Origin of the sequence: Chamaesiphon sp. (assembly GCF_041737865.1) — a bacterium.
Lineage (GTDB): Bacteria > Cyanobacteriota > Cyanobacteriia > Cyanobacteriales > Chamaesiphonaceae > Chamaesiphon.
Genome location: NZ_JBGSQZ010000265.1, coordinates 55,822 through 77,773, shown reverse-complemented (window position 1 = coordinate 77,773; position 21,952 = coordinate 55,822). Strand labels below are relative to the sequence as shown.

Genomic DNA, 21,952 nt, shown 5'->3' with positions numbered 1-21,952 from the left:
GATAATTGATAATTGATAATTGATAATTGATAATTGATAATTGATAATTGATAATTGATAATTGATAATTGATAATTGATAATTGATAATTGATAATTGATAATTGATAATTGGCGTGTCTTATCTCGCTCAACTCTCTCTGCGAGACGCTACGCTTTGCGCTTACGGCAGAAGACGACTGCAAGATCTATTCGCTGTCAACTGTCAACTGTTCACCCTTTATCTAATACAAATACACTTCCTTCATTACCTCTACCGATGCGGAGTGTCTCATCGAGATAAGTAACTTCGAGCCAAGCAGGTGCTTTATCTTCTTTGCGATTAATCGGTAGATCGATCGCCGTAAATTTCTGACCATTTTCGATGGCAGTAATCAATCGATCGGGAGTTGAATAATCGATGAGACTTTGTAGCCCGATCAGCGATCGATTAAATTGCACATTTACTCTAGATTCATTGACGGCGGTAAAGGTAGCAACGACCGCTACGATTCCAGTCAATCCTGGCACTAAACTGGGGACTTCAGCGATATTATAAATCGCATTATTAGTCGGGCGAACACACTGATAAATAGTACCGAGTTTCACTAGTGGAAACTTATCGATACCGAGTAAACTTTGACTGCTAGTATAAAGTAATCGCCAATCACCAGCGAGTAAATCGATCGCTGTTGTCAAAGGTCGGGGATGAGGATTGTGGAACTCTAATTCGGTAATTGCGGCCAGTATTGCCTGTCGATCGGTAGCAGTGGCTAGTATACCGCGATTTTTTCCAGCGATGGCTGCAAGTAATTTGGCTTTGGGCATAAAAATTTAGGCATTGCTGGATTGGAGCTGAAATCGATTGTTCCCACTCTTTAAAATGATAAACTATGAGAACTTAAAGCTCATCTACTCACCATGACCGATTCCCTCGACCTCGATCTCCTTGATACATTTGTCAATCCAGCTCTGAAGCAACAACCCCGCTACGAACCCGCACCCGTCATCGCCGTACAAAGAAATACTTCAATTTTAGAATGGCTCGAATCACAAGGGCGGCTGATCGATCGAGATGAACGCGATCCCGCAGTCTCAGCACTGGATCGATCCAATTTGGACGAAGAATTGTTTGAAGACGATCGTGCCTATCAAGAAGAAGAAGAGAGTGACGATGCTGATGATGTAGACGAAATCTAGACAGATTTTTGCTGACAATTGCCCTGATTAATCTGATAATGTTAGCGATCGATTAGTGACGAAATTACCTCGGAGGGAATAGATGGAGGGCAAATCAGCATCTGTACGGGGTTTGAATCCTACGGGAACTGGATTATTAATTTTACTAGGGACTGTACTGACTGGAGCGGTATTGTGGCTAGACTGGCAGCAGGGTAGGAGTCTGACGACATCATTACTATTGCCATTTTTAGTGTCTACAGCACTAGTCGCGGCGATCGGTTATCAAGCAATTCCGCTGCTCAAACAGTTGAAAATGGGTCAATTCATTCGTGAAGATGGCCCTCAAGCTCACCTAAAAAAAGCTGGAACTCCCACGATGGGGGGAGTATTTGTCGTACCTGTCGGGACACTCCTGGGCATAGTCTGGGCGCAATTTAATCCCGATGCGATCGCCGTAGCCATCACGAGTTTGGGCTATTTGGCGATCGGTGGTGTCGATGACTGGAAAAGTTTGAGCAACCGCAAAAATGAAGGTCTGACGCCCAAAGGTAAATTACTATTACAAGCAGCGATCGCGATCGCCTTTTGTGGATGGGCTTTCTATAGTCGGAGGGCGGCAATTACCAATGTTCATTTACCCTTGGGCATAGTTCTACCGCTAGGATTCCTATTTTGGGGACTAGCAGTATTCACCCTACTTGCTGAGAGCAATGCTACCAATCTTACCGATGGCGTAGACGGCTTGGCTGGTGGTACAGGTGCGATCGCGCTGGCAGGTTTAGCCACAATCATCCTCCCCAAAGAACCACAACTGGCAATCTTCTGTATTTGTTTGAGTGGCAGCTATCTCGGCTTTGTCGTCCACAACCGCAACAAAGCTAAAGTCTTCATGGGCGATACTGGCTCCCTCGCCCTGGGTGGTGCGCTCGGTGCTGTCGGAATTCTCACCGAAAACCTCTGGGTGTTATTTATTCTGAGTGGTATTTTTGCCGTAGAATCCTTATCAGTAATCCTCCAAGTAGGTTATTACAAAGCTACTAAAGATGCTGACGGCAAAGGTAAGCGGTTATTTAAAATGGCACCGATTCACCATCATCTAGAATTGAGTGGTTGGACAGAAACTCAGGTCGTGGGAGTGTTTTACGCGATCGAAGTATTCTTAGTACTCATTGCTTTTGCAAGTAAATAACCCAAGTGGATGGTGGATGGTGGATGGCTTGCACTGTTGGCGAAGCCTGCCGGAGGCAATGCGTAGCCGAAGTGTGAATCACAAATGTCTATTTCTTCAGTGGTACGGGAGTAAAATCTAAAATGGAGCGAATGCCGCTCCAAGCTGTCTTGACTCGCTAAACCGTCGGGTTCCCCGACGGTTTAGCGAGTCGCTAGCGCACCAGCCATTCATACGCAGGGGAGTTTGAGGGGCGGCGTTCCGCCTCTCAACGGGGGGTCTGGGGGTCGGAACCCCCAGATCCGGGTTCTGCCCACACTAAATAAACCCGCAACCCACAAATTCTCTTAGGCTACCGAATCACTAAGTACCAGCACTTAGCCAAGAGCCACCCCGAAATGACGTTAAATACACTACCCATCATGTCATCCCATGATTTCAACCAAGTGACGATCGACCGCGCCAGCACCGCAGCAAACAGCGGGAATTGGTCGATCGTCATTGACACCCTCCAAAACTTGTCCCTCGCACAGCTCGATCGCAACGATCGAGTCTTAGAATTAGCCTTACAAGTACTGATCGAAGGTGATTTTGAACAACAATGGGAGATTGCCAAAATTATCCCCAAACTGGGCGAAATCGCCATCCAACCGCTGTTAGATCTAGTTAATGATGACGATATCGATTTAGAAAATCGGTGGTTTGGAGCGCGAATTTTAGGGGGATTTGCGCGCCCCCAAGTAGTGACAGCACTAGTAGAACTCATCCACCAAGATGAAGATCCAGAATTAACCGCGATCGCGATCGGTGCATTGACTAAAATCGGTGTCCCCACGATCGCCGCTCTGACCGAAATCTTAACTACACCCATTGCCTCTTCCCCAGCGGATCGCCGGATCGCCGTCACTATTCTGGCTCAAATTCGTCACTCACAGACGATCGAACCATTAATCCAGGTCATTGACGACGCAGATCCACAGATTCGCGCCCTCGTCGTCGAAGCACTAGGCAGTTTTCACGATCCGCAGATCGTACCGCTACTACTGACAAGACTAACCGACGTGGCGGCTAGCGTCCGCACAGCAGCAGTAATCGCGCTCAGTCTCCGTGGCGATCTGGCGACTGAATTAGATCTACTCCGGCATCTCCGCCCTTTATTATTCGATCTCGATCTGGCTGTGTGCAAAGCCACAGCACTAGGTTTCGCAAGATTGGCAGATCCGAGAGTAGTAGTTGTACTGAACGAACTATTGACATCCCCACACACTACCAATGACTTGCGATCCTCAGTCATCCTCGCCTTGGGCTGGATTGGTTCTAGAGCCGCGATCGATAGCTCGATCGCCATAGCAGTTACAGAGCCAGATCTAGCTCCAGAAATTATCAGTAGTATCAGCAAGACAGAACGAGAGCGTACTTATGCCAGTCAACGGCTTGTTGCTTACTTACACTCCTGTGTTGCTGCCAATCTGGCTCCAGCGATCGTCAGACAAGAAATTGCCGCCGCACTGGGGAACTTGGGTAACATCGATACCGTCCCAGTTCTAGTAAAGCTGTGCGGCGATCCAGACGATCGAGTTAGGCTACATGCCATGACAGCTATAGCTAAATTATCCCCAACCCTACCACCAGAAATTTTGCACTCAGCCGAGCGGTGAAGTGATGCTCGATCGCTAACCAATTGTCTCAATACATCAAGACTAGTAAAAGCATAGATCTAAGGGCACTCCTACACCATTAACCTGTGGGGTGCCCTTGATGGGTACCCTGGATCTACGCTGACTAATAATGTTTTTATACTGGTGCGAGCTGTGAGTAAAATAACTTTAACAATTGCTGGATTACTAGAGTTTAATAATGTCTCGATTCTCAACTTCTTTAATACTCAGTACTGGATTATTGCTAACAACCTTGCTAGCATCAATTCCAACGAAACTTTGTGCAGCGACAGCTCCTGGGCACAGTGGCGATCGATCTCAGACATCGGTAGCATTGGAACCGCCAACTAAGTCAGAACCAGTCCAAAAAAGTAGCGATCCACAGTCACCAACACCGCCAAAACTAGACGCTCCAGCATCACCACCCAGCGGAACGAGTACCTCCATTCCCAGTAAATCGAGCGGGACGACTAGTCCAGTACCAGCAGCAGCCCCCGCCGCCAAACCTGCTGTAGCTGCAACCAGTCAACCGCCCGTAGAAAATATTGTCAACCTCGTACTCAAACTCAAAGAAAAGCGAGTGTATGTCTACAAGGGTGAGAAGCTACTCAAGCGTTACCCAGTCGCGATCGGTAAAAGAGGCTGGGAAACTCCAATAGGCGAATGGCAGGTAATGGAAAAAATCAGAAATCCAGCTTGGACGAGTTTTAAAACTGGAGAAGTTTTTCCCGCAGGTGTCAAAAATCCCCTCGGATCGCGCTGGATTGGCTTTTGGACTGATGGTCGAGATGTGATTGGTTTTCACGGTACACCTAATATTAAATCGATCGGTACAGCGGCATCACATGGCTGTGTACGGATGCTAAATAGAGATGTCAAAGCACTATTCCCGCTAGTCAAAGTCGGGACTACAGTTAAAGTAGTTAACGAATAGAATATCCAAAAAAAGGGGGCGGAATTTAAATTCCGTCCCTTGATTTTTATTCTACTTAAATGAAATCCAGATACTCAACTTATCTACTTAACTAGATATAATCTAGTCGCATATTGTTCCAGGGATTTTGACTAATTAACGATGTTAATTAATATTTGAGTCAGTAATATTTACTAGGGTCGATAACTCTTGCATTTGAAGATCGAGTAAATCCATAAAGATTTTCTTGCTACCACTCCAAAATAGCGGTTCCCCGATCGCCACATCACAAAAAAATGGCACTAAAATTGGATCGCCTTTTGGTAAAACCTTTCCTAGTCCATAGAGAAACACTGGATAAATTGGCACGTCTGGATGACGTTTTGCCAGATGTGCGATCCCACTCTGAAAACTCGCGATCGATTCTGGCTCACCTCTAGAACCTTCTGGATAAATAATCAAAATCTCTCCTCGCTCCAATGCTTCCGAGCATTTAGCGAGGGGATGTTCGGTACAGCTAGATTTGTGACGCTCAATGGCGATAATCCCGATAATCTGGAGTGCAAACCATTCGAGCATCGGATTTTTTAAAAAGTATTCGGCGGCTGCTACAGGGCGCAATCTAGCTAGCAATCGTAAGGGAAACATCGTCATTAGTACCATCGTATCGAGATGGCTATTGTGATTGGCACAGATAATTGCTGGGCCTACTCTTGGTAATCTCCCGACCTCGATAATTCGTAAGCCAATTACCAACAGCACTACCAGACGTACTATCGTTGCAAAAAATAGTAGTCGCAGTAGCTGATTCAAATCAGTATTCCTTGAAAATAGAAATAAACAGTGAAGTGAAAAAATATCGGTGCAGTATAAGTTAGACTATCTAGGCGATCGAGAATACCACCATGTCCAGGGATCGAACTCCCGCTATCTTTAACTCCCAAATCTCGCTTGAGCGCGGAAATAGTCACATCTCCAATAAAACCAGCACAGCTAATTATCACCCCAATTCCTAGAGCATGAATCCAGTCAAATGGAGTCAACCAAGGTGCGATCGCCACTGCTAAACTAGTAGTCGTCAATATCCCGCCCAATAGCCCTTCCCAGGTTTTATTCGGACTGACTGTCGGTGTTACTGGATGACGACCGAAAGATTTACCCCAAATATATTGCCCGATATCATTTATTTCAGTAATAAATACCAAGTATAAAATCAATCCTGCACTACCCGCGATCGGATTACCGCGATTGGGTAACATCAACAAATAAGCTAAATGTCCCAAGCTAAAAACTGTTAACATTAGCCCCCAGTGGATGGTACCGATCGCCTTGAGAAAACCCTGAGTTTCACCCGCAATTACCATCCGCATCGGTAAGAATAGGAACGCATAAATAGGTATAAAAATCAGAAACATTACATACCAGTGAATGGAGATCCAATAGTATTGAATAGCAATCGCTAAATACGCCCAAAATAATACGCGACGATCGGATAAGCGGGTAGGAATTAAAGAGATATACTCTTTGAATGCCAAAAAGCTCAAGCAGCCGAGTAAAAATATCGCGATCGAGCGATTTACAATCAAAACTGTAGCAAATAAAGCAACAATCCAACACCAAGAAATCATCCGTTGCTGAAGCTCGATCTGCCGATAGGCTGGGACGAGATAAACAGCTAAAGTAGCCAGTAATAGAGCGATAGCGATCGCCCCCAGCGACCACAGAACATAATTAGATGGAATCGATAATATCATCTTTTTTAGTTCCTACCAAAATACTATTAATCCGGTTAACTATCGTCAAAACTGATAAGCCAATTAAGCCGATCCACACAAAGTCTAGCCAAGGATTAGGGAAAACTTCCAACACAAAAAGTACGGCAATTATGCTAAACATCACCCCGCGATCGGTCTTATACATCGGGCCATCATACTGTCGCTCGCTACCAACTGTCAGCCCCAAAACTCCAGTCATCTCACTAATTATCGACAACACAACTAGAATTGCGACCAAGTAACCAGAGACACCAGGTAACAATCCGAATGGGAGATAAATCGCCGCATCAAAAACTACGTCGGCTAATTCATTTAGAACCGCCCCTAATGTTGATTTCATCTGATGTTCGCGCGCTAGCATTCCATCAATGACATTTAGCGTCACCCGCACCAGCATCAGCGGCGGTACTAGTATCAACAACGAGTTGTCCCAAAGCACCAAGCTACCGGATCCAATCCCCAGACAAGTGGTGAAGATCGTCACTTGGTTTGGTGTTATGCCAATTTTTGCCAGCCACGGCACGATCGGTCTGAGTAAGTTTTGAGATGCTGGTTTAAGCTGATAGATAGTCGGCATAAAATTTACTTGTATTTACAAAATAACGCTCGCTCCAAATAGCCTCTGGTGGGAGACAGACATCCCAGTCGGAGCTTTTGGAGAGAGTATCCCGATCTCTCAGCGGCTGTTGGGAGCGATATGCAAATATTAAGCTGGATAAATATCGATCGAGAGTGAAAATAGACAGTTTCTCAACTGGCTCGATGGGAGATTGAGTATTCCACTTGACAGCAATATTTGGGTAGCTGCTGGAGAATGGGAAGCCAGATAAGCATTCACCCACAAACTACCAAAAATGAATTCAATTCGGGTATTTAATAGTTCTCAATTTGTTCGATCGAGTGATGGCGAACCAATCCGTTCGGTGATTACAGAATCCCCTGATGCCGTTGTTGTCGTTTGGTACATCCAGCCCCAGCAGGAAATTGCCGCACATCAACATCCACAGGGTCAAGACACTTGGACGATCCTAGCTGGGCAAGGAAAATATTATCTCGATCGACTGGGTACTACAACATCGATCGTGATGGGGGATGTAGTTGTCGCACCGATTGGCTCTGTACATGGAGTATTCAACGACGGTGATGAGCCATTGATTTTTATCTCAGTCGTATCACCAGCTACTGCTGGGTATGAACTCATCACTGACTTTCAACGAATCAATCTCTCATCCTTAACCCCTGCGCCCTTGTAACAAAACTTATCTTTTTTTTAATATTTGGCTCCCAATCCCCTACGATCTTTGACATACCAAATTTATAGTTTGATTGCTACATACTTCTTCATAAACAGGCTACAGACGAGCGAAACGTTCTAATCTGAAAGCTGTCCTAGTTTTGCTAGTGACAATTTTCAGCTCCAGGGAAAATGAGACTAGATATCTCAACAGCCCTGATTATTCAAACTTCGATCGAGTTAAGTGAGTGGTCTTGCCATAGAGGTAGACGATGCGTTTGGGAATCGCCCGAAAACATCCTCACGCGAGCAGGCGCAAAGCCTTGGCTTCAACTCGACTAGGCTTAACACAGTAAAAAAAATATTCGGTTGGGAGATTTAGGATCTAATGAGTGTTAAGGCAAGTGGTGGCGGCTCTTTATCCCGCCCAAATTTATATCAAACACTACCAGTTGCGACCATTTCGCAAGCTGAACAGCAGGATCGGTTCCCCGCGATGGGCGAACTGAGCGAACTCAATAGCTACTTTCAATCTGGAGCTAAACGGATTCAAATCGCGAAGATTATCAGCGATAATTCTGAATTGATCGTCTCTCGTGCGGCTAACCGGATTTTTACTGGTGGTTCGCCGATGTCATTTTTGGAAAAGCAAGTAGTCATAGCGGAACCTAAAGTAGCCAGAACCTTTGCCAGTGGCACGAAACAAACTGAATCTACACTAGGGACTGTTACCTTTGTCGAGCCGAAAAGTAGCTTTTTTGCCAATGTAGCTTCCCTATTTACAACCAGTGGTTCTGGTGAGATTCCCCCAGGTTTCCAACCGATTAATATCTCCCAGTACGGTCCTGCAAATATGCAGAAATCTCTGAGGGACATGAGTTGGTTCCTGCGTTATGTGACTTATGCGATCGTCGCTGGAGATCCCAACATTATCACGGTGAACGTGCGGGGATTGAGAGAAATCATCCAGAAGGCTTGCTCGGTACCAGCAACCATCGTCGCACTGCAAGAAATGCGGGCTGGCTCGATTGGTTATTTTACCAATGATAAAGAAGCTCTAGAGATCGTTACTCAGTACTTTGAAGTAATGATTGGTGAGTTCAAAGCATCTGCACCAGCCAATAAATTGCGCCAGCGGAACTCCGACGACCAACAGGGACTAGAACTACCACAGATTTACAACGCCGCCGCCGAACGTCGTGTCAAGTACGCGATGAAACCAGGCTTGTCGGGAGTTGAAAAAATTGATGTCATCAAAGCGGCTTATCGCCAAATCTTTGAACGCGACATCACTCGCGCCTACAGCCTATCAGTTTCCGATTTGGAATCGAAAGTCAAAAACGGCGAAATCTCGATGAAGGAATTCGTCCGCCGCTTGGCAAAGTCGCCCCTGTATCAGAAAAACTTCTTCCAACCATACATTAATAGTCGGGCACTAGAACTCGCGTTCAAGCACATTCTCGGTCGGGGGCCTTCCTCGCGTGAAGAAGTGCAGAAGTACTTCAGTATCGTCTCTGCTAAGGGGTTGAGTGGGCTGGTAGATGCCCTAGTAGACTCCAACGAGTACTCTGACTACTTCGGTGAAGAAACCGTGCCTTACATCCGAGGTTTGGGTCAAGAAGCGCAAGAGTGTCGTAATTGGGGGCCGCAACAGGACTTATTCAACTACAGCGCACCATTCCGCAAGATTCCGCAATTCATCACCACCTTTGCGGCATACGAGCAGCCATTACCAGACCAACACGTCTACGGTTCGGGCAACGATCCGCTCGAAATTCAGTTCGGGGCGATCTTCCCGAAAGAAACTCGCAATCCTAGCAGTTCACCAGCACCATTTAGCAAGAATACCCGTCGAATTCTGATCGCCCAGGGGCCAGGAATCAATAACCAAAACAGTAATCCTGGGGCGCGGGGAATTACACCTGGGACGTTGGGAGCTAAAACCTTCAAGCTGGATCAATTACCTGGATTTACAGGGATTGGCAAGAAATCCAAATCCAGTCAAGGTCGCAGTACTTCATTCACCGAAGGTTCTACCCAGGCAGTAATCAAAGCAATTTACCTGCAAGTGATGGGACGAGAGGTATTTGAGGGTCAACGGCTCAAAGTCCAGGAAATCAAACTCGAAAACGGTGACATTTCCGTCCGTGAATTCGTTCGCAACTTAGCCAAATCCGACCTATTCCGCAATACCTACTGGACGAAACTCTATGTAACCAAAGCGATCGAATTCATGCACCGTCGCCTACTCGGTCGTCCGACTTACGGTCGTCAGGAGATGAATAAATACTTCGATCTCGCGGCGAAAAAAGGTTTCTATGCGATCGTCGATGCGATGATTGATTCGACTGAATACAGTGAGAGCTTCAACGAGGACATGGTGCCCTACACTCGCTACCTCACCCCCGCAGGTGTCAGCGGTCAGAATCTCCGCGTCGGTAGTATCGGCGATACTGGAGTTGGTATCCTCACTCAAGCTCAATCGGAAGCTACACCTCGCTTCGTCGAACTCGGTGCGGTCGTAAACAACCGTTCGCAACCCGACATCGAATTCCGCGTCAATCAAGGTGTCACCAAGAAACGCGAACAAACCAAAACTTTCAAGCTTACCCTAGCTAGCGATAAAACCCAGCTCAAAACCGTCATTCGGGCGGCTTATCGTCAAGTCTTCGAGCGGGACATGGAACCCTATATCGTGGCAAACGAATTCCGCGCCCTCGAAAGTAAACTCGGTAACTCCGAAATCAACCTCAAAGAGTTCATCGAAGGACTCGGCTGCTCTAGCTTGTACCTCAAAGAGTTCTACACTCCATATCCCAACACCAAAGTAATCGAACTAGGTACCAAACACTTCCTCGGACGTGCGCCCCTAGATCAAGCCGAAATCCGTAAATATAACCAAATCCTCGCGACAGCGGGGATTAAAGCCTTCATCGGCGCAATGGTTAACGGTGCCGAGTATTCCCAGGTGTTTGGCGAAGATGTAGTCCCCTACAACCGTTTCCTGACGCTTCCAGCCGCCAACTATCCCAATACTCAAACCCTGTACAACAAGCTCACCAAACAGGATAAGCAAGTTGTCGTACCGAGCTTTGATACCATCAAACCACGGATGGATATGGCAAAACTCCCGATGACTGGTAAAGCGATCGCCGATAATGCTGCGGCTGCTGCCCGTCAGAAGGAGCCTGAGCTGGTGTCATTGGGTCGTTCCTCTAGTGGGAATATGGGTGAGGCTACCGTGGCTACAGCCGCCAATATCGCCCGCGATTCAGCCCGAATTTTTCGGATCGATGCGAGTACGAGCCAAGCAGAAGCTACACTAGCGATCGCAGCTCTGTACATCCAAGTGATGGATATCAGTAACGGTCAAATTCCCGCACAGTTCCGCCGTCTGGACTTAGAGCACAAACTTTGCACTGGTGAAATCTCCACGCGGAAGTTTGTTGCTACTGTAGCTAGCTCGGAAGCTTATATCGATCGGTTCTACACCCCGTATCCAAATAATAAAGCGATCGAATTTTTATGTCGTCACCTGTTAGGTCGCGCACCATTAAACCAAGCTGAGATCGCCGATTATCATCGGGTTATCGCCGAGCAAGGCTTTGTTGCAGTAGTCAATGCGATCGTCAATAGTGTGGAATATGCCAGCTATTTTGGTGAAAATGTAGTTCCTTACCATCGTTTTCCTTCTCTGTCCGCAGCTAACTAAATCTCTAGTTTTTAGTCTGAGGACTGGGTGAAATCATCCTCAGCGATTCGGCAATCCGACGCTCCGCGAACGATAAATTGGATTCAGGATAGGTGAGATTAATTTCTTACTTATCCTTTTTTAATGCGTAAATTGCTCCTATTCACATCCTCGAGCGAAAACAAAATCTTATAAATCATTTAGGAGTGCTATAGTTCAACCCAAATTAACGTTATCTACAGACTATGATGTCAACATACGCTCTCAATCACTCTCAAACCCCAATTATAGATGCACTTCAGGAGTGGGTATCAAAGACTCATGCACCTTTCTACACCCCAGGACACAAGCGTGGTATTGGCATGAACCCACTACTAACAAATCATTGGGGTGCCGATGTTTTTGGTTGGGATTTGCCAGAGTTGCCAGGATTGGACAATCTCCACGCCCCATCCGGCATCATTGAATCAGCCCAAGCACTAGCCGCAGAAGTATTTGGCGCACAGCAGACATGGTTTCTAGTCAATGGTTCCACAGCAGGAGTAATTGCCGCGATTCTGGCTACTTGTGGCGAAGGTGACAAGATTATTTTGCCCCGCAATATGCACTCCTCAGCTATTGCTGGACTGATCCATGCTGGTGCTGTGCCGATTTTTATCGCTCCAGAATACGATCGAGAGTTGGATATCGCTCACAGCATCACTCCAGAGTCAGTTAAATTCGCTCTAGAGCAGCATCCCGATGCCAAGGCTGTGATGGTCGTCTATCCCACTTATTACGGCGCATGTGGCGACCTTGCTGCCATTGCCGAGATCGTCCACAGTTACGATCTGCCACTCTTGGTGGATGAGGCTCATGGAGCGCATTTTGGGTTTCATGCCGATTTACCTCCCGCCGCATTGAGTCTGGGCGCAGATTTAACAGTCCAATCGACGCACAAATTATTGGGTGCGTTGACCCAATCATCGATGCTCCATGTCCATAGTAGCCGGATCGATCGCGATCGCATCAGTCGAGCTTTGAGATTACTTCAATCAACTAGCCCTAGTTATTTGCTACTCGCCTCTCTCGATGCTGCTCGGCAACAAATGGCATTATCTGGTGAAGAGTTGATGTCTCGAACGATCGAATTAGCTAGCACAGCTAGGGCAAAGATCGCACAGATCGATCGACTTTCAGTAGTTGAATTAGCTCCGACTCCTGGTTGTAAATATGTCGATCCAACTCGCTTGACAGTGACAGTGACAGGTTTAAACCTCACCGGATTTGCCGCCGATGAAATTTTGACTTACCAATTGGGTATTGTTGCCGAATTACCATCAATGCGACATTTGACATTTATTATTAGCCTGGGAAATACATCCGCAGATATCGATCGACTAGTTGCAGCCTTTGAGAAATTATCTACAAATCATGTTCGGGATAAATGTTTGGAATTACGATCGATCGAGCTACCACAAATCTTAACTGAGTTGACAATTACGCCTCGTCAAGCAGATCGATTGTGTCATCTGAGCGTATCGATCGATGACGCAGTTGGTAAAATTAGTGCTGAATCAATCTGTCCCTACCCACCTGGAATTCCAGTCTTAATACCTGGTGAAATCATTACTAGTGATGCTCTAGATTACTTGCGACAGGTGCTCAATTTTGGTGGCGATCTCATTGGCTGTAGCGATCCAGATTTAAAGATGATTAAAATCGTGGATTATTAGCTACTTGCTGCTCCATGACAAATTTAGATCGTGAATGCCTCGCACTGTTGGCGTTAGCCTGTCGTAGATACAGTGTAGCTGGTGGATGTCGATTTTTAGGTGAGAAGGAAGTATTTGAACGAAAAAGCGATCGCACATCGCTCGATCGAGACTCGTCAAAAATCTGTCGATCTGTGGACTGGTGTAAGATGTGAGTAAATAGACTGCAATCTTTGTAGATATCTTTAGGTAGCAGCACTCCCCAAACATCCCAAGAATTATGTCCAAACTGTGGAAATACGTCTCCCCAGGCATTCCCGATGAATTATTTGAGCGATTGCCAGGGATTCCGATGAGTCAGCGCGAGATTAGGTTACTGCTGATTTCGGCATTGAGATTGGAGGCAAATTCCGTCGTGTGGGATATTGGTGCAGGAACTGGGACAATTCCGGTAGAAATTGGGTTACTATGCCCTCAAGGACAAATTGTCGCGATCGAGCGCGATGAAGAAGTAGCAAATCTAATTCGACTCAATTGCGATCGATTTGAAGTCAAGAATGTCCAAATCGCGATCGGCACTGCGCCAGAATGTCTCAAGCAAATTTCGACAGTACCGCAGCGAGTATGTATTGAAGGTGGCAGATCGATTAAACCTATTTTGCAACAAGCTTGGGAATATCTACCATCAACAGGGCGAATCGTCGTGACAGCAGCTAGTCTAGAAGCTCTCTATGAAGTGTCCGAAAGTTTTACTCACTTGCAAGCACGCAATGTGGAAGTCGTTCAAGCCGCTGTCAATCGATTAGAAACTAGAGGTAATAGTCGTCGTCTCGCTGCTGTCGATCCTCTGTTTATTCTCAGCGCAGAAAAGTTAGCTTAGATATTGACTAGTGATTAGATTAGTCATCGAGTTATTAGGGCATAGTGAATGGAGTCAGACAAGTCAGCATATTCAACAACCATCCCAATCGATCTATCAGCTCCTAAAACTACCCTCTACCCTCTACCCTCTACCCTCAAGCCTCAAGCCTCAAGCCTAAGAGATCCTTACACTCTATTTACCCATTTATCTACCTAGAAATGTCATTACCCCGCGTCATTAGTACCATCGTAGCGATCGCTGTAGCTTTGTGTATGTTATTGCTAGGTGGCTGGTACTTTACGATCGGGATGTGTATTATCGTCTATCTAGGTCAGAGTGAGTATTTCAAGCTAGTCAGAGCCAAAGGCATCGAACCAGCCAGCAAGATTACATTAGTTGTCAGTCAGGTATTGCTGCTGGTGGGGGCAATTGGCTCGGGCATCGACGATGCTCTATTTCCCGTCGCAGGTACCCTAATTTGCTTTTACCTACTGTTCTTGCCCAAGATAGCCTCGATCGCGGACATTTCTACTTCTCTGTTTGGGCTATTTTATGGCGGTTATTTACCTAGCTACTGGATTCGGTTGCGAGTAGGATTCGATCCGGTGACAGCAAGTTCGTTTCCGTTTGATACTAATTGGTCTAGATTACTGGACTTCGATCTGAGTATACTACCTCGTGCATTCGCGATCACCCTGCTCTCATTTATGTGCATCATGGTGACGGATATTGGAGCCTACTTATTTGGAAAATGGCTCGGACGCACGCGGTTGTCAGAAATCAGCCCCAAAAAGACGGTAGAAGGAGCCATCTTTGGGATTATGAGTAGTGTGGGAATGGGGCTGAGTGGTGCGTGGGTATTGCACTGGCATCACTGGTATATCGGCGGTGTCGCCTTGGGGATTTTGATTGGGATGACGAGTATGTTGGGCGATTTGACAGAATCAGTGATGAAACGAGATGCTGGGGTAAAAGATTCGGGCGATTTAATTCCTGGACATGGTGGTATGCTCGATCGAACTGATAGTTATATCTTCACTGCACCACTGGTTTACTATTTTTTCAAGTTAGTCTTACCTTTGATTTAGGCTTTAGGCTTTAGGTAACAAAGTACAGGAGTTTCAATTCCTACCGAAACAACCCAATTACTTGTACTGAGCGTAGCCGTTGGCGTCAGCCTGCCGTAGGCATAGCACCAATTATCAATTATCAATTATCAATTAATTATTCTTGATTCCACAATCGCTCTAATTGCTGTTGCCAAGCTGTCATCATTTCCTTGCGGATATCTTCGGTAGCTCCCAAATCTCCCATCACTCCTTCAGCATAAAACCTGTCGAGAGTTTGCATCGTTTGTTCGAGCGTATCCCCACGCTGTTTGGCAATACTGACGATCGCTTTGACCTGTTTAGTAGCAAAATCTTGAAAGGCTCGATCGATACCTACCCGTTTTAGTTCGATCGATCTGTCGATCGCCGTACTAAAATCTTCACTAGTTAATCCAGCAACACTATGTTGCCAGACAGCCCATAAAGCACCCTGTTGCAACGCATAGCGAGTCTCTAAGGTGTCATCAAAGTTAGCAGCTAGGAATTCCTCGATAAAGGTGATGGCGTCTGCTGCTGGAGCGATTGGAATCAATGTGCGTACCCAGGATTGTTGAGCCGATAGGATAATCAACAGGCGATACTCTGGTGTCTCTACCTGATAGGAATCTCCATCGACAATTTTGAGGTTCGTACCAAAGCGATTAGTCAAAAATGCTTGAATATCTTCAGGAGTCACAGGCTAATTAGGTAAACAGTTGATAGTTGATAGTTGATAGTTGATAGTTGACAGTTGCAAGCAAAGTTGTTGAGTAGATTTAAAACGGACTAACAACAACTACCGCATTAAACAGCAGGTAGCTATAAACCCCGAAGCCATAGCTTCTGCTGTTTGGTAAAGGATAACCTTAAAAAGTCCGCATGATGGACTGAACTTAGTTTAATCTGCGAAATTATAGGTTGATAAAACCGTAAAATTTTAACTGTCAACTGTCAACTAATTTACTGTTCTTCTTCCTGATACTCAACTTGCTTGACTTTTTGGGGAAGATCGACTTTTTGAGGAGTTTCAGGGATGTTGAGCTTTTGAGGTTGATAGGCGGGTGATTGCGTATCGTCGCCCCAGATGTCATCATCCAGGGTGAGAATTTCCTCTACAGGTGGCTCGGGTGATGCGAGCGTGTAAGGAACATCTTGATACACTTTGGCTGCACGGGGCGGTTGTTCGCTGCTGGTATCGTTCCAGTTTTCGCCCTCATCATCGTAATATCGGGGTTCGGCTCTAAGTCTTTGGGGCACTGGAGCAGCTTGAATTTCTTCTTCCTGCCAGTTGTCATCTTCCCAGGCAGTTTGAGCAACTGGAGGAGCGGCGCGAATTACTGGGGCGGGGGGAGCGATGGGAGTGCCAGCAGCTAGTTGATTTTCAGGACGGATGACGGCGGGACGATAGCTGTATTCGTCTTCCCAGGGTGCTTTCCCTAGTCCGATCCGTTCGAGGAAGCCTACGGATAGTTGTTCGAGGCGTTCTTCACAACCTTCAAATACCATCAAGCGATTGGGACCACTACTGACTACTTCATCGATCGAGAATTCGTAGGTGCTGATGACATTATCAGGAATCAGTGGTAAGCCGATCGCGGCGATAATAATTGCAGCTAGTTGACCATCATCGCAGTTAAATTTGAAGCCCCGCACTTTCCCCAGCATGTCACCAGTTTCGGTGATTACTTCACAGCCGATTAGATTGGTATAATTTTCGGGATCGAGATCTGCGATCGCATCGTCATTGGGTACGAGAATCACATCGCCCATTTTTTCGACTGTGGCGAGGAACATATATTTTACCAGTCCTCCTGGTGCCGCCAGCCAACCGTCGCGTAAACCCAGTGCGACTACTTCACGACTGTCGATGTCTACGAGTAGCTCTTTGACAATCCCTAGCCGTTTGCCAGTGTCTTTGGCAATTACTTGAGTATCGATCAGATCGGAGCGTTGACGAATCAGTTCGGATGTCATATTGGCAGGTTGGGATGATGCGGAGTAGGGGGTGTAGGCAGATAGCGGTGGCGCAGACTGTTTCTTAAATGAGATGTTCTTACCATTTTATCTTGACCGCTGCTCCCATCCATTGTACGGTTTTCTCTACCACAAGTTATCAAGCTTGATTAACTATTCTGTTTCAACGGTATCTGTTATGTCCAAGCTGACATCGATCGAATCCTCTCCATAGCATCAGCACGTCATCACCATAGCCGATCGGTTATCTTGAAGAGTATTACATGCTCAGATGTGCTCGGGAGAATAACGAATGGAACTAGATCGAGCTGAGGCGATCGTTACAGAACTGCTCGCGCCTAAATACCTTAGCCCACCTCAGAAAATGGTATTTAGGGCAGCTTGGAAAGGTCAGTCATATCGCGATCTTGCAGTAGCCGCTGGATATGAGTTTAACTACATCAAAGGAGTTGGTGCTCAAGTTTGGAAAATATTGGCAACAGCCACTAATACCAAGGTCTCTAAACTTAATTTTCGGCAGGTACTGGAATCCTTGACGCCCAGCATCAAGCCGCCAGCAATCAGCGAAGTAGAGCCAACCCAGTCTCAGATTGATTGGATTGAAGATTTAGACATTTCAGCATTTTATGGCCGCGAGCTAGAACGCAACCAGCTACATCGCTGGATCGTGACAGATCGTTGTCGGTTGGTGGCGATTTTGGGGATGGGCGGGATGGGTAAAACGACGATTGCGATCGAATTATTGCGCGAGTTACGATCTGTAGACCAGACCACTATTACTGAAGAGCGCGATCGATTTAGCTGTATTTTGTGGCGGAGTTTACTCAATGCTCCACCCCTAAAAGAATTACTCCCAGAATTAATCCGCACTCTAGTTACATCCCTAGGGCAGGTCGATCGAAATCTGGCAGAAAGTCAAATTGTCGCGGTTAATTTTCACCTAAAACTCATGCCAAAAACGGTAACAGGTCAGCTCGACTTATTACTCGAAATTTGTCAGCAATACCGCTGTCTGATCGTCTTGGACAATGGGGAATCGATTTTTCAAGCGGGAGCACAGGCAGGTCAGTATCGATCTGGCTACGCTGACTACGGCGATCTATTTAGTACATTGGGTCGGATGAATCATCAGAGTTGTCTAGTACTCACCAGTCGGGAAAAACCTACCCAAATCAGTCAGTTAGAAGGGGTAAATGCTAAAGTTAGAACCTTAACGCTCCCAGGGTTAGATGATACCTCAGGACAACAGATTTTTGCCGATCGAGGGTGTAAACCTGTCGTCCCGATCGAATGGGCGGAGGTCAATCGCTATTGTGGGGGCAATCCGCTGGCTTTACAACTGATCGCGGCGGCGGTGCAGGAAGTCGCCGACGGGGATGTGAGTGAAATTTTTCCGTACTTGCGATCGAGCAAGTTAGGCTTTGCGGATATCCACGTCCTACTAGAGCAGCAGTGGGAACGGCTGACGATCGAGGAACACCAGGTGATGTACTGGTTGGCGATTGGGAGAGAACCCTTGGCTAGTGTCGATTTGGAAGCGGGACTACACAAAGCAGGCAATCGCCGTCAGGATGACTCCCCACACTACACTCCAGTCGATCGACTGGCTGCGGGTCACTCATTCTTGCTGAGTATTTTGCAATCACTCCGCCGTCGGAGTATCATCTCGATCTCAGGAAGCGATCGGCACAAGCAGCATTGGTCGTTACAACCGATGGTGATGGAATATGTCACGGGGGTATTTGTCGCGCGGATTTGCGCGGAAATCGAGCAGCAGCAACCTTTTTTGCTCAATACCCATCCGATCGCCCAAGCAAATGCCAAAGAGTACATTCGTCAAGCTCAATTGCGTCTGATCGTCCAACCAGCGATCGACAGGCTGCGTCATAGTATCGGTAATCCCGCCCAAATTGGCAAGCATCTGCGACAGATGCTGACCGACTGGCAAGTTACCAATGCCCTCCAGCTCGGCTACGTCACTGGTAATTTACTCAACTTGCTGACTTATCTCAAGCTAGATTTGACCGATCTCGACTGCTCCGAGTTGGTAATTCAACAGGCATGTTTGGTCGGAATCGATCTGGTGGGAGTCAATTTTACCAATGCTCAGATGGTGGATTGTGCTTTTACCCAAACCTTTAGTAGTATTCTGGCGATCGCCTACAGTCCAGATGGTCAGACTCTCGCCGCCAGCGATAGTAATGGAGAAATTCGGCTGTGGAGTGTCAGTGATGGACAATGTTTACTCACCTGTTCGGGACATACTAATTGGGTGCGGGCGATTAAATTTAGCCCCGACGGTAAGTATCTAGCGAGTTCTAGCGACGATCGCACGATCGCACTCTGGGATTTACAAGATGGTGGCATCTGTCACAAGACGATCGGCGAAGGAATCCATAGTTTAGGATTTAGTTTTAGTCCCGATGGTCGATATATTGCCAGTGGTAGTGTCAACAATACGATCTACTATTGGGATATCCAGACTGGAACCTGTGTGCGGCAGTTTGAAGGACATCAAAACTGGTCGATGGATGTCCAAGTGCATCCCCAAGGGCATCAATTAGTCAGCGGCGGTGCGGATGGTACCGTGCGGCTCTGGGATGTGGCGAGTGGTAAATGCGATCGGATCTGGAGCGGTCATCAAAACTGGGTCACAACGATCGATTATAGTCCTGATGGTAAAACTATCCTCAGCGGCAGTCTCGATGGTACGCTGCGCCTCTGGGATGCCACTGACACAACGCCAGCAGCTAGCGAGAGTCAGCTCATCTTGACCGAATATGGGAATGAGATCTGGTCGGCGGTATTTAGTCCTGATGGGGCGTCTTTTGCCAGTGCGGGGGTGGGCGGATTATTACGGATTTGGCGGACGGCTGATGGCTATTGTCTTCATCGACTAGAGGGACATAGCGAACGCTTGTGGTCGGTAGCATTTCATCCAGATGGACATCGCCTCGCTAGTGGTGGGGAAGATCGGGCGATTCGGTTGTGGCAAGTTAGCGACGGAAAATGTCTCCAAGCACTCAATGGCTATACTAATTGCTTTCGCTCCACCGCCTGGAGTCCCGATGGGCAGAGGTTGATTACGGCTAGTCGCGATGCCCTGATTCGGGTGTGGTCGCTAGAACCGGAATGTTGTCTCCACCAATTATCAGGACATACTAAATCTACGCTCACTGTTGCCTACGACCCTCAAGGAGTGACTTTTGCTAGCGGTAGTGACGATCGCACGATTAGAATTTGGGACGCTCAAACTCTAACCTGTCAGCAAATTTTGCGGGGACATATCGATGCTATCCTCACGCTCGTATATAGTCCCGATGGTAAATATCTAGTCAGCAGTGGGAGCGACTTTAGTATTAGAATCTGGGATACTCATCGTTGGCGATGCTTGTACGTTCGGTCTGGACATACCGATCGGATTGGCGGTCTAGCCTATCATCCCACTCGCGATCTGATTGCTACTGCCAGTGAAGATCGGACTATCAGAATCTGGCATCTCCACGATGATACTCCAGTCCACATCCTCTCAGGGCATACCAATCGCGCGATCGCGGTAGCATTTGACCCGCGCGATACTACTCTGGCTAGTGGTGGGATGGATAGCCAAATTCTCATCTGGAATATCGATACTGGTGCACTCTGTCATACCCTAACCGGACATGATGGCTGGATTTTATCCCTCGCATATAGCCCCGATGGTCAATGGCTATTTAGTGGTGCTTCTGACCATACAATTAAGGTCTGGTCGATGGAAAGTGGACTCTGTACCGATACGTCGATCGGACATCAGAGTTGGGTCTGGTCGGTAGCTGTGAGTAGTTGTGGTCGATTTTTGGCTAGTGCTAGTGAGGATGAAACCCTGCGAGTCTGGGATTTGGCTAATAATCATCTGCTCTCTACCCGTCGCGCTCGTCGTCCCTATGAAGGCATGAATATTACTGGAGTCGAAGGCTTGACAAAAGCACAGATTGATGAGCTAAAAACACTAGGAGCAAAAGAGTAGTTCCACATCGAGTCGATCTATTCGGAAACATTAGACTTCTTGCGAAAGTCAGGTGTTAGGCTTTAGGCTTTAGGCTTTAGGGAAAGATCTCGACGAAAACAATGCTAGAAAAGATTTTGTTTTTACTTTCGCAGGAGGTCTAGTGATGTTAATTTAGATAACTACTTAGGGCTTGCTGAATTAGTCCCTGATGCTGTTCTAAAGCCTGAACTCCTTGCTAAAGAATGGTTTTGTTGCAAATATTCTCACTCGATCGCCAGATTCAAGCGATCGAGTGCAAGGGTTTTAAGCCTTTCAACGTCAAAACCTTGCACTTAATTTCTGAAAAAAGGCTCAAAACCCTTGCAGTGATTGGCTTGCTGAGATCTTCAGCAAGCCTTACTTAGAACCCATTTAAGATCCTTTCAGGAGAAATCGAACGACGAAAGTCGTCGCGCAAGCTTCGACAGATATTGATGAGATTTATGCCTGGACTAAATTCTAGTCAAGCAACCCCCAACTACAATCTAGAGTAAAGTGAATGCCGCTCCAAGCTTCACACATGCCATCCATACGCAGGGGAGTTTGAGGGGCGGCGTTCCGCCTCTCAAAGGGGGGTCTGGGGGTCGGAACCCCCAGATCCGGTTTTTGCCCACACAAATAAAACCCGAATCCCACAAATTCTCATCGCCTACCGATTAGCGTCTCACAAGAAAATCTCAAATGGCTTCTATAAGTTCCCATCGCTTG

At 46.8% G+C, this 21,952-nt stretch carries 19 protein-coding genes; 12 read left to right on the top strand and 7 right to left on the bottom strand.

From position 1 onward, the window contains the following. Positions 1-212: 212 nt before the first annotated feature. Complete coding sequence (locus ACEW9J_RS20505) at positions 213-806, bottom strand: PAP/fibrillin family protein (protein WP_373546944.1); 594 nt, start codon at positions 804-806, stop codon at positions 213-215. A 93-nt stretch (positions 807-899) separates the two neighbouring features. Between ACEW9J_RS20505 and ACEW9J_RS20500 the strand changes: the two genes are divergently transcribed. The 4 genes from ACEW9J_RS20500 (at position 900) to ACEW9J_RS20485 (ending at position 4,920) form a co-directional block, all read left to right on the top strand. Then, positions 900-1,178 carry a DUF3134 domain-containing protein gene (locus ACEW9J_RS20500; protein ID WP_373546943.1) on the top strand — a complete coding sequence of 93 codons (279 nt, stop codon included), beginning with the start codon at positions 900-902 and terminating at the stop codon, positions 1,176-1,178. 82 nt (positions 1,179-1,260) lie between these two features. Beyond that, positions 1,261-2,349: a phospho-N-acetylmuramoyl-pentapeptide-transferase gene (mraY, locus tag ACEW9J_RS20495; RefSeq protein ID WP_373546942.1), complete on the top strand. Its 1,089-nt coding sequence runs from the start codon at positions 1,261-1,263 to the stop codon at positions 2,347-2,349. A 377-nt stretch (positions 2,350-2,726) separates the two neighbouring features. Then, positions 2,727-3,986, top strand: coding sequence for a HEAT repeat domain-containing protein (locus tag ACEW9J_RS20490; RefSeq protein WP_373546941.1), 1,260 nt, complete (start codon positions 2,727-2,729; stop codon positions 3,984-3,986). A gap of 199 nt (positions 3,987-4,185) precedes the next feature. Beyond that, positions 4,186-4,920 (top strand): L,D-transpeptidase, encoded by a 735-nt coding sequence (locus ACEW9J_RS20485; RefSeq protein ID WP_373546940.1) that lies wholly within the window; start codon positions 4,186-4,188, stop codon positions 4,918-4,920. 144 nt (positions 4,921-5,064) lie between these two features. Here ACEW9J_RS20485 and ACEW9J_RS20480 read toward each other — a convergent pair whose 3' ends face one another. Genes ACEW9J_RS20480 through ACEW9J_RS20465 form a run of 4 tightly spaced genes read right to left on the bottom strand, consistent with a single transcriptional unit; the run spans position 5,065 to position 7,516 of the window. Beyond that, positions 5,065-5,712, bottom strand: coding sequence for a lysophospholipid acyltransferase family protein (locus ACEW9J_RS20480; protein WP_373546939.1), 648 nt, complete (start codon positions 5,710-5,712; stop codon positions 5,065-5,067). Then, positions 5,709-6,653 carry a phosphatidate cytidylyltransferase gene (locus ACEW9J_RS20475; protein ID WP_373546938.1) on the bottom strand — a complete coding sequence of 315 codons (945 nt, stop codon included), beginning with the start codon at positions 6,651-6,653 and terminating at the stop codon, positions 5,709-5,711. Before ACEW9J_RS20475 ends, ACEW9J_RS20480 begins: the two co-directional genes overlap by 4 nt. After that, complete coding sequence (locus ACEW9J_RS20470; protein ID WP_373546937.1) at positions 6,631-7,251, bottom strand: CDP-alcohol phosphatidyltransferase family protein; 621 nt, start codon at positions 7,249-7,251, stop codon at positions 6,631-6,633. Before ACEW9J_RS20470 ends, ACEW9J_RS20475 begins: the two co-directional genes overlap by 23 nt. Then, the gene (locus tag ACEW9J_RS20465) at positions 7,229-7,516 is read right to left on the bottom strand and encodes a hypothetical protein (protein ID WP_373546936.1); all 288 of its coding nucleotides are present in this window, start codon (positions 7,514-7,516) and stop codon (positions 7,229-7,231) included. The genes ACEW9J_RS20470 and ACEW9J_RS20465 overlap by 23 nt, the downstream gene beginning before the upstream one ends. A 12-nt stretch (positions 7,517-7,528) precedes the next feature. Between ACEW9J_RS20465 and ACEW9J_RS20460 the strand changes: the two genes are divergently transcribed. The 6 genes from ACEW9J_RS20460 to ACEW9J_RS20435 all read left to right on the top strand — a co-directional run bounded on the left by ACEW9J_RS20460 (position 7,529) and on the right by ACEW9J_RS20435 (position 15,243). After that, the gene (locus tag ACEW9J_RS20460; RefSeq protein WP_373546935.1) at positions 7,529-7,927 is read left to right on the top strand and encodes a cupin domain-containing protein; all 399 of its coding nucleotides are present in this window, start codon (positions 7,529-7,531) and stop codon (positions 7,925-7,927) included. A 369-nt stretch (positions 7,928-8,296) separates the two neighbouring features. Further along, positions 8,297-11,620 (top strand): phycobilisome rod-core linker polypeptide, encoded by a 3,324-nt coding sequence (locus ACEW9J_RS20455; protein ID WP_373546934.1) that lies wholly within the window; start codon positions 8,297-8,299, stop codon positions 11,618-11,620. 224 nt (positions 11,621-11,844) lie between these two features. Further along, complete coding sequence (locus ACEW9J_RS20450; RefSeq protein ID WP_373546933.1) at positions 11,845-13,314, top strand: aminotransferase class I/II-fold pyridoxal phosphate-dependent enzyme; 1,470 nt, start codon at positions 11,845-11,847, stop codon at positions 13,312-13,314. A 256-nt stretch (positions 13,315-13,570) separates the two neighbouring features. Continuing rightward, entirely contained in the window at positions 13,571-14,173 is a 603-nt protein-coding gene (cbiT, locus tag ACEW9J_RS20445) for a precorrin-6Y C5,15-methyltransferase subunit CbiT (protein ID WP_373546946.1), read from the top strand. 10 nt (positions 14,174-14,183) lie between these two features. After that, positions 14,184-14,333, top strand: coding sequence for a hypothetical protein (locus ACEW9J_RS20440; protein WP_373546932.1), 150 nt, complete (start codon positions 14,184-14,186; stop codon positions 14,331-14,333). A gap of 40 nt (positions 14,334-14,373) precedes the next feature. Beyond that, positions 14,374-15,243, top strand: a complete 870-nt coding sequence (locus ACEW9J_RS20435) for a phosphatidate cytidylyltransferase (RefSeq protein WP_373546931.1) — start codon at positions 14,374-14,376, stop codon at positions 15,241-15,243. Between the two features lie 136 nt (positions 15,244-15,379). Here ACEW9J_RS20435 and ACEW9J_RS20430 read toward each other — a convergent pair whose 3' ends face one another. After that, the gene (locus ACEW9J_RS20430) at positions 15,380-15,940 is read right to left on the bottom strand and encodes a hypothetical protein (protein WP_373546930.1); all 561 of its coding nucleotides are present in this window, start codon (positions 15,938-15,940) and stop codon (positions 15,380-15,382) included. 263 nt (positions 15,941-16,203) lie between these two features. Next, positions 16,204-17,217 carry a PRC-barrel domain-containing protein gene (locus ACEW9J_RS20425; protein WP_373546929.1) on the bottom strand — a complete coding sequence of 338 codons (1,014 nt, stop codon included), beginning with the start codon at positions 17,215-17,217 and terminating at the stop codon, positions 16,204-16,206. Between the two features lie 292 nt (positions 17,218-17,509). Between ACEW9J_RS20425 and ACEW9J_RS20420 the strand changes: the two genes are divergently transcribed. After that, positions 17,510-21,223 (top strand): hypothetical protein, encoded by a 3,714-nt coding sequence (locus ACEW9J_RS20420; protein WP_373546928.1) that lies wholly within the window; start codon positions 17,510-17,512, stop codon positions 21,221-21,223. Between the two features lie 224 nt (positions 21,224-21,447). Next, positions 21,448-21,609 (top strand): hypothetical protein, encoded by a 162-nt coding sequence (locus ACEW9J_RS20415; RefSeq protein WP_373546927.1) that lies wholly within the window; start codon positions 21,448-21,450, stop codon positions 21,607-21,609. Positions 21,610-21,952 lie beyond the last annotated feature (343 nt).

Coding starts and splice junctions, on each gene's coding strand:
- ACEW9J_RS20505 (WP_373546944.1), bottom strand. CDS start 806: ATGCCCAAAGCCAAATTACTTGCAGCCATCGCTGGAAAAAATCGCGGT.
- ACEW9J_RS20500 (WP_373546943.1), top strand. CDS start 900: ATGACCGATTCCCTCGACCTCGATCTCCTTGATACATTTGTCAATCCA.
- mraY (WP_373546942.1), top strand. CDS start 1,261: ATGGAGGGCAAATCAGCATCTGTACGGGGTTTGAATCCTACGGGAACT.
- ACEW9J_RS20490 (WP_373546941.1), top strand. CDS start 2,727: ATGACGTTAAATACACTACCCATCATGTCATCCCATGATTTCAACCAA.
- ACEW9J_RS20485 (WP_373546940.1), top strand. CDS start 4,186: ATGTCTCGATTCTCAACTTCTTTAATACTCAGTACTGGATTATTGCTA.
- ACEW9J_RS20475 (WP_373546938.1), bottom strand. CDS start 6,653: ATGATATTATCGATTCCATCTAATTATGTTCTGTGGTCGCTGGGGGCG.
- ACEW9J_RS20470 (WP_373546937.1), bottom strand. CDS start 7,251: ATGCCGACTATCTATCAGCTTAAACCAGCATCTCAAAACTTACTCAGA.
- ACEW9J_RS20460 (WP_373546935.1), top strand. CDS start 7,529: ATGAATTCAATTCGGGTATTTAATAGTTCTCAATTTGTTCGATCGAGT.
- ACEW9J_RS20455 (WP_373546934.1), top strand. CDS start 8,297: ATGAGTGTTAAGGCAAGTGGTGGCGGCTCTTTATCCCGCCCAAATTTA.
- ACEW9J_RS20450 (WP_373546933.1), top strand. CDS start 11,845: ATGATGTCAACATACGCTCTCAATCACTCTCAAACCCCAATTATAGAT.
- ACEW9J_RS20435 (WP_373546931.1), top strand. CDS start 14,374: ATGTCATTACCCCGCGTCATTAGTACCATCGTAGCGATCGCTGTAGCT.
- ACEW9J_RS20425 (WP_373546929.1), bottom strand. CDS start 17,217: ATGACATCCGAACTGATTCGTCAACGCTCCGATCTGATCGATACTCAA.
- ACEW9J_RS20420 (WP_373546928.1), top strand. CDS start 17,510: ATGGAACTAGATCGAGCTGAGGCGATCGTTACAGAACTGCTCGCGCCT.
- ACEW9J_RS20415 (WP_373546927.1), top strand. CDS start 21,448: ATGGTTTTGTTGCAAATATTCTCACTCGATCGCCAGATTCAAGCGATC.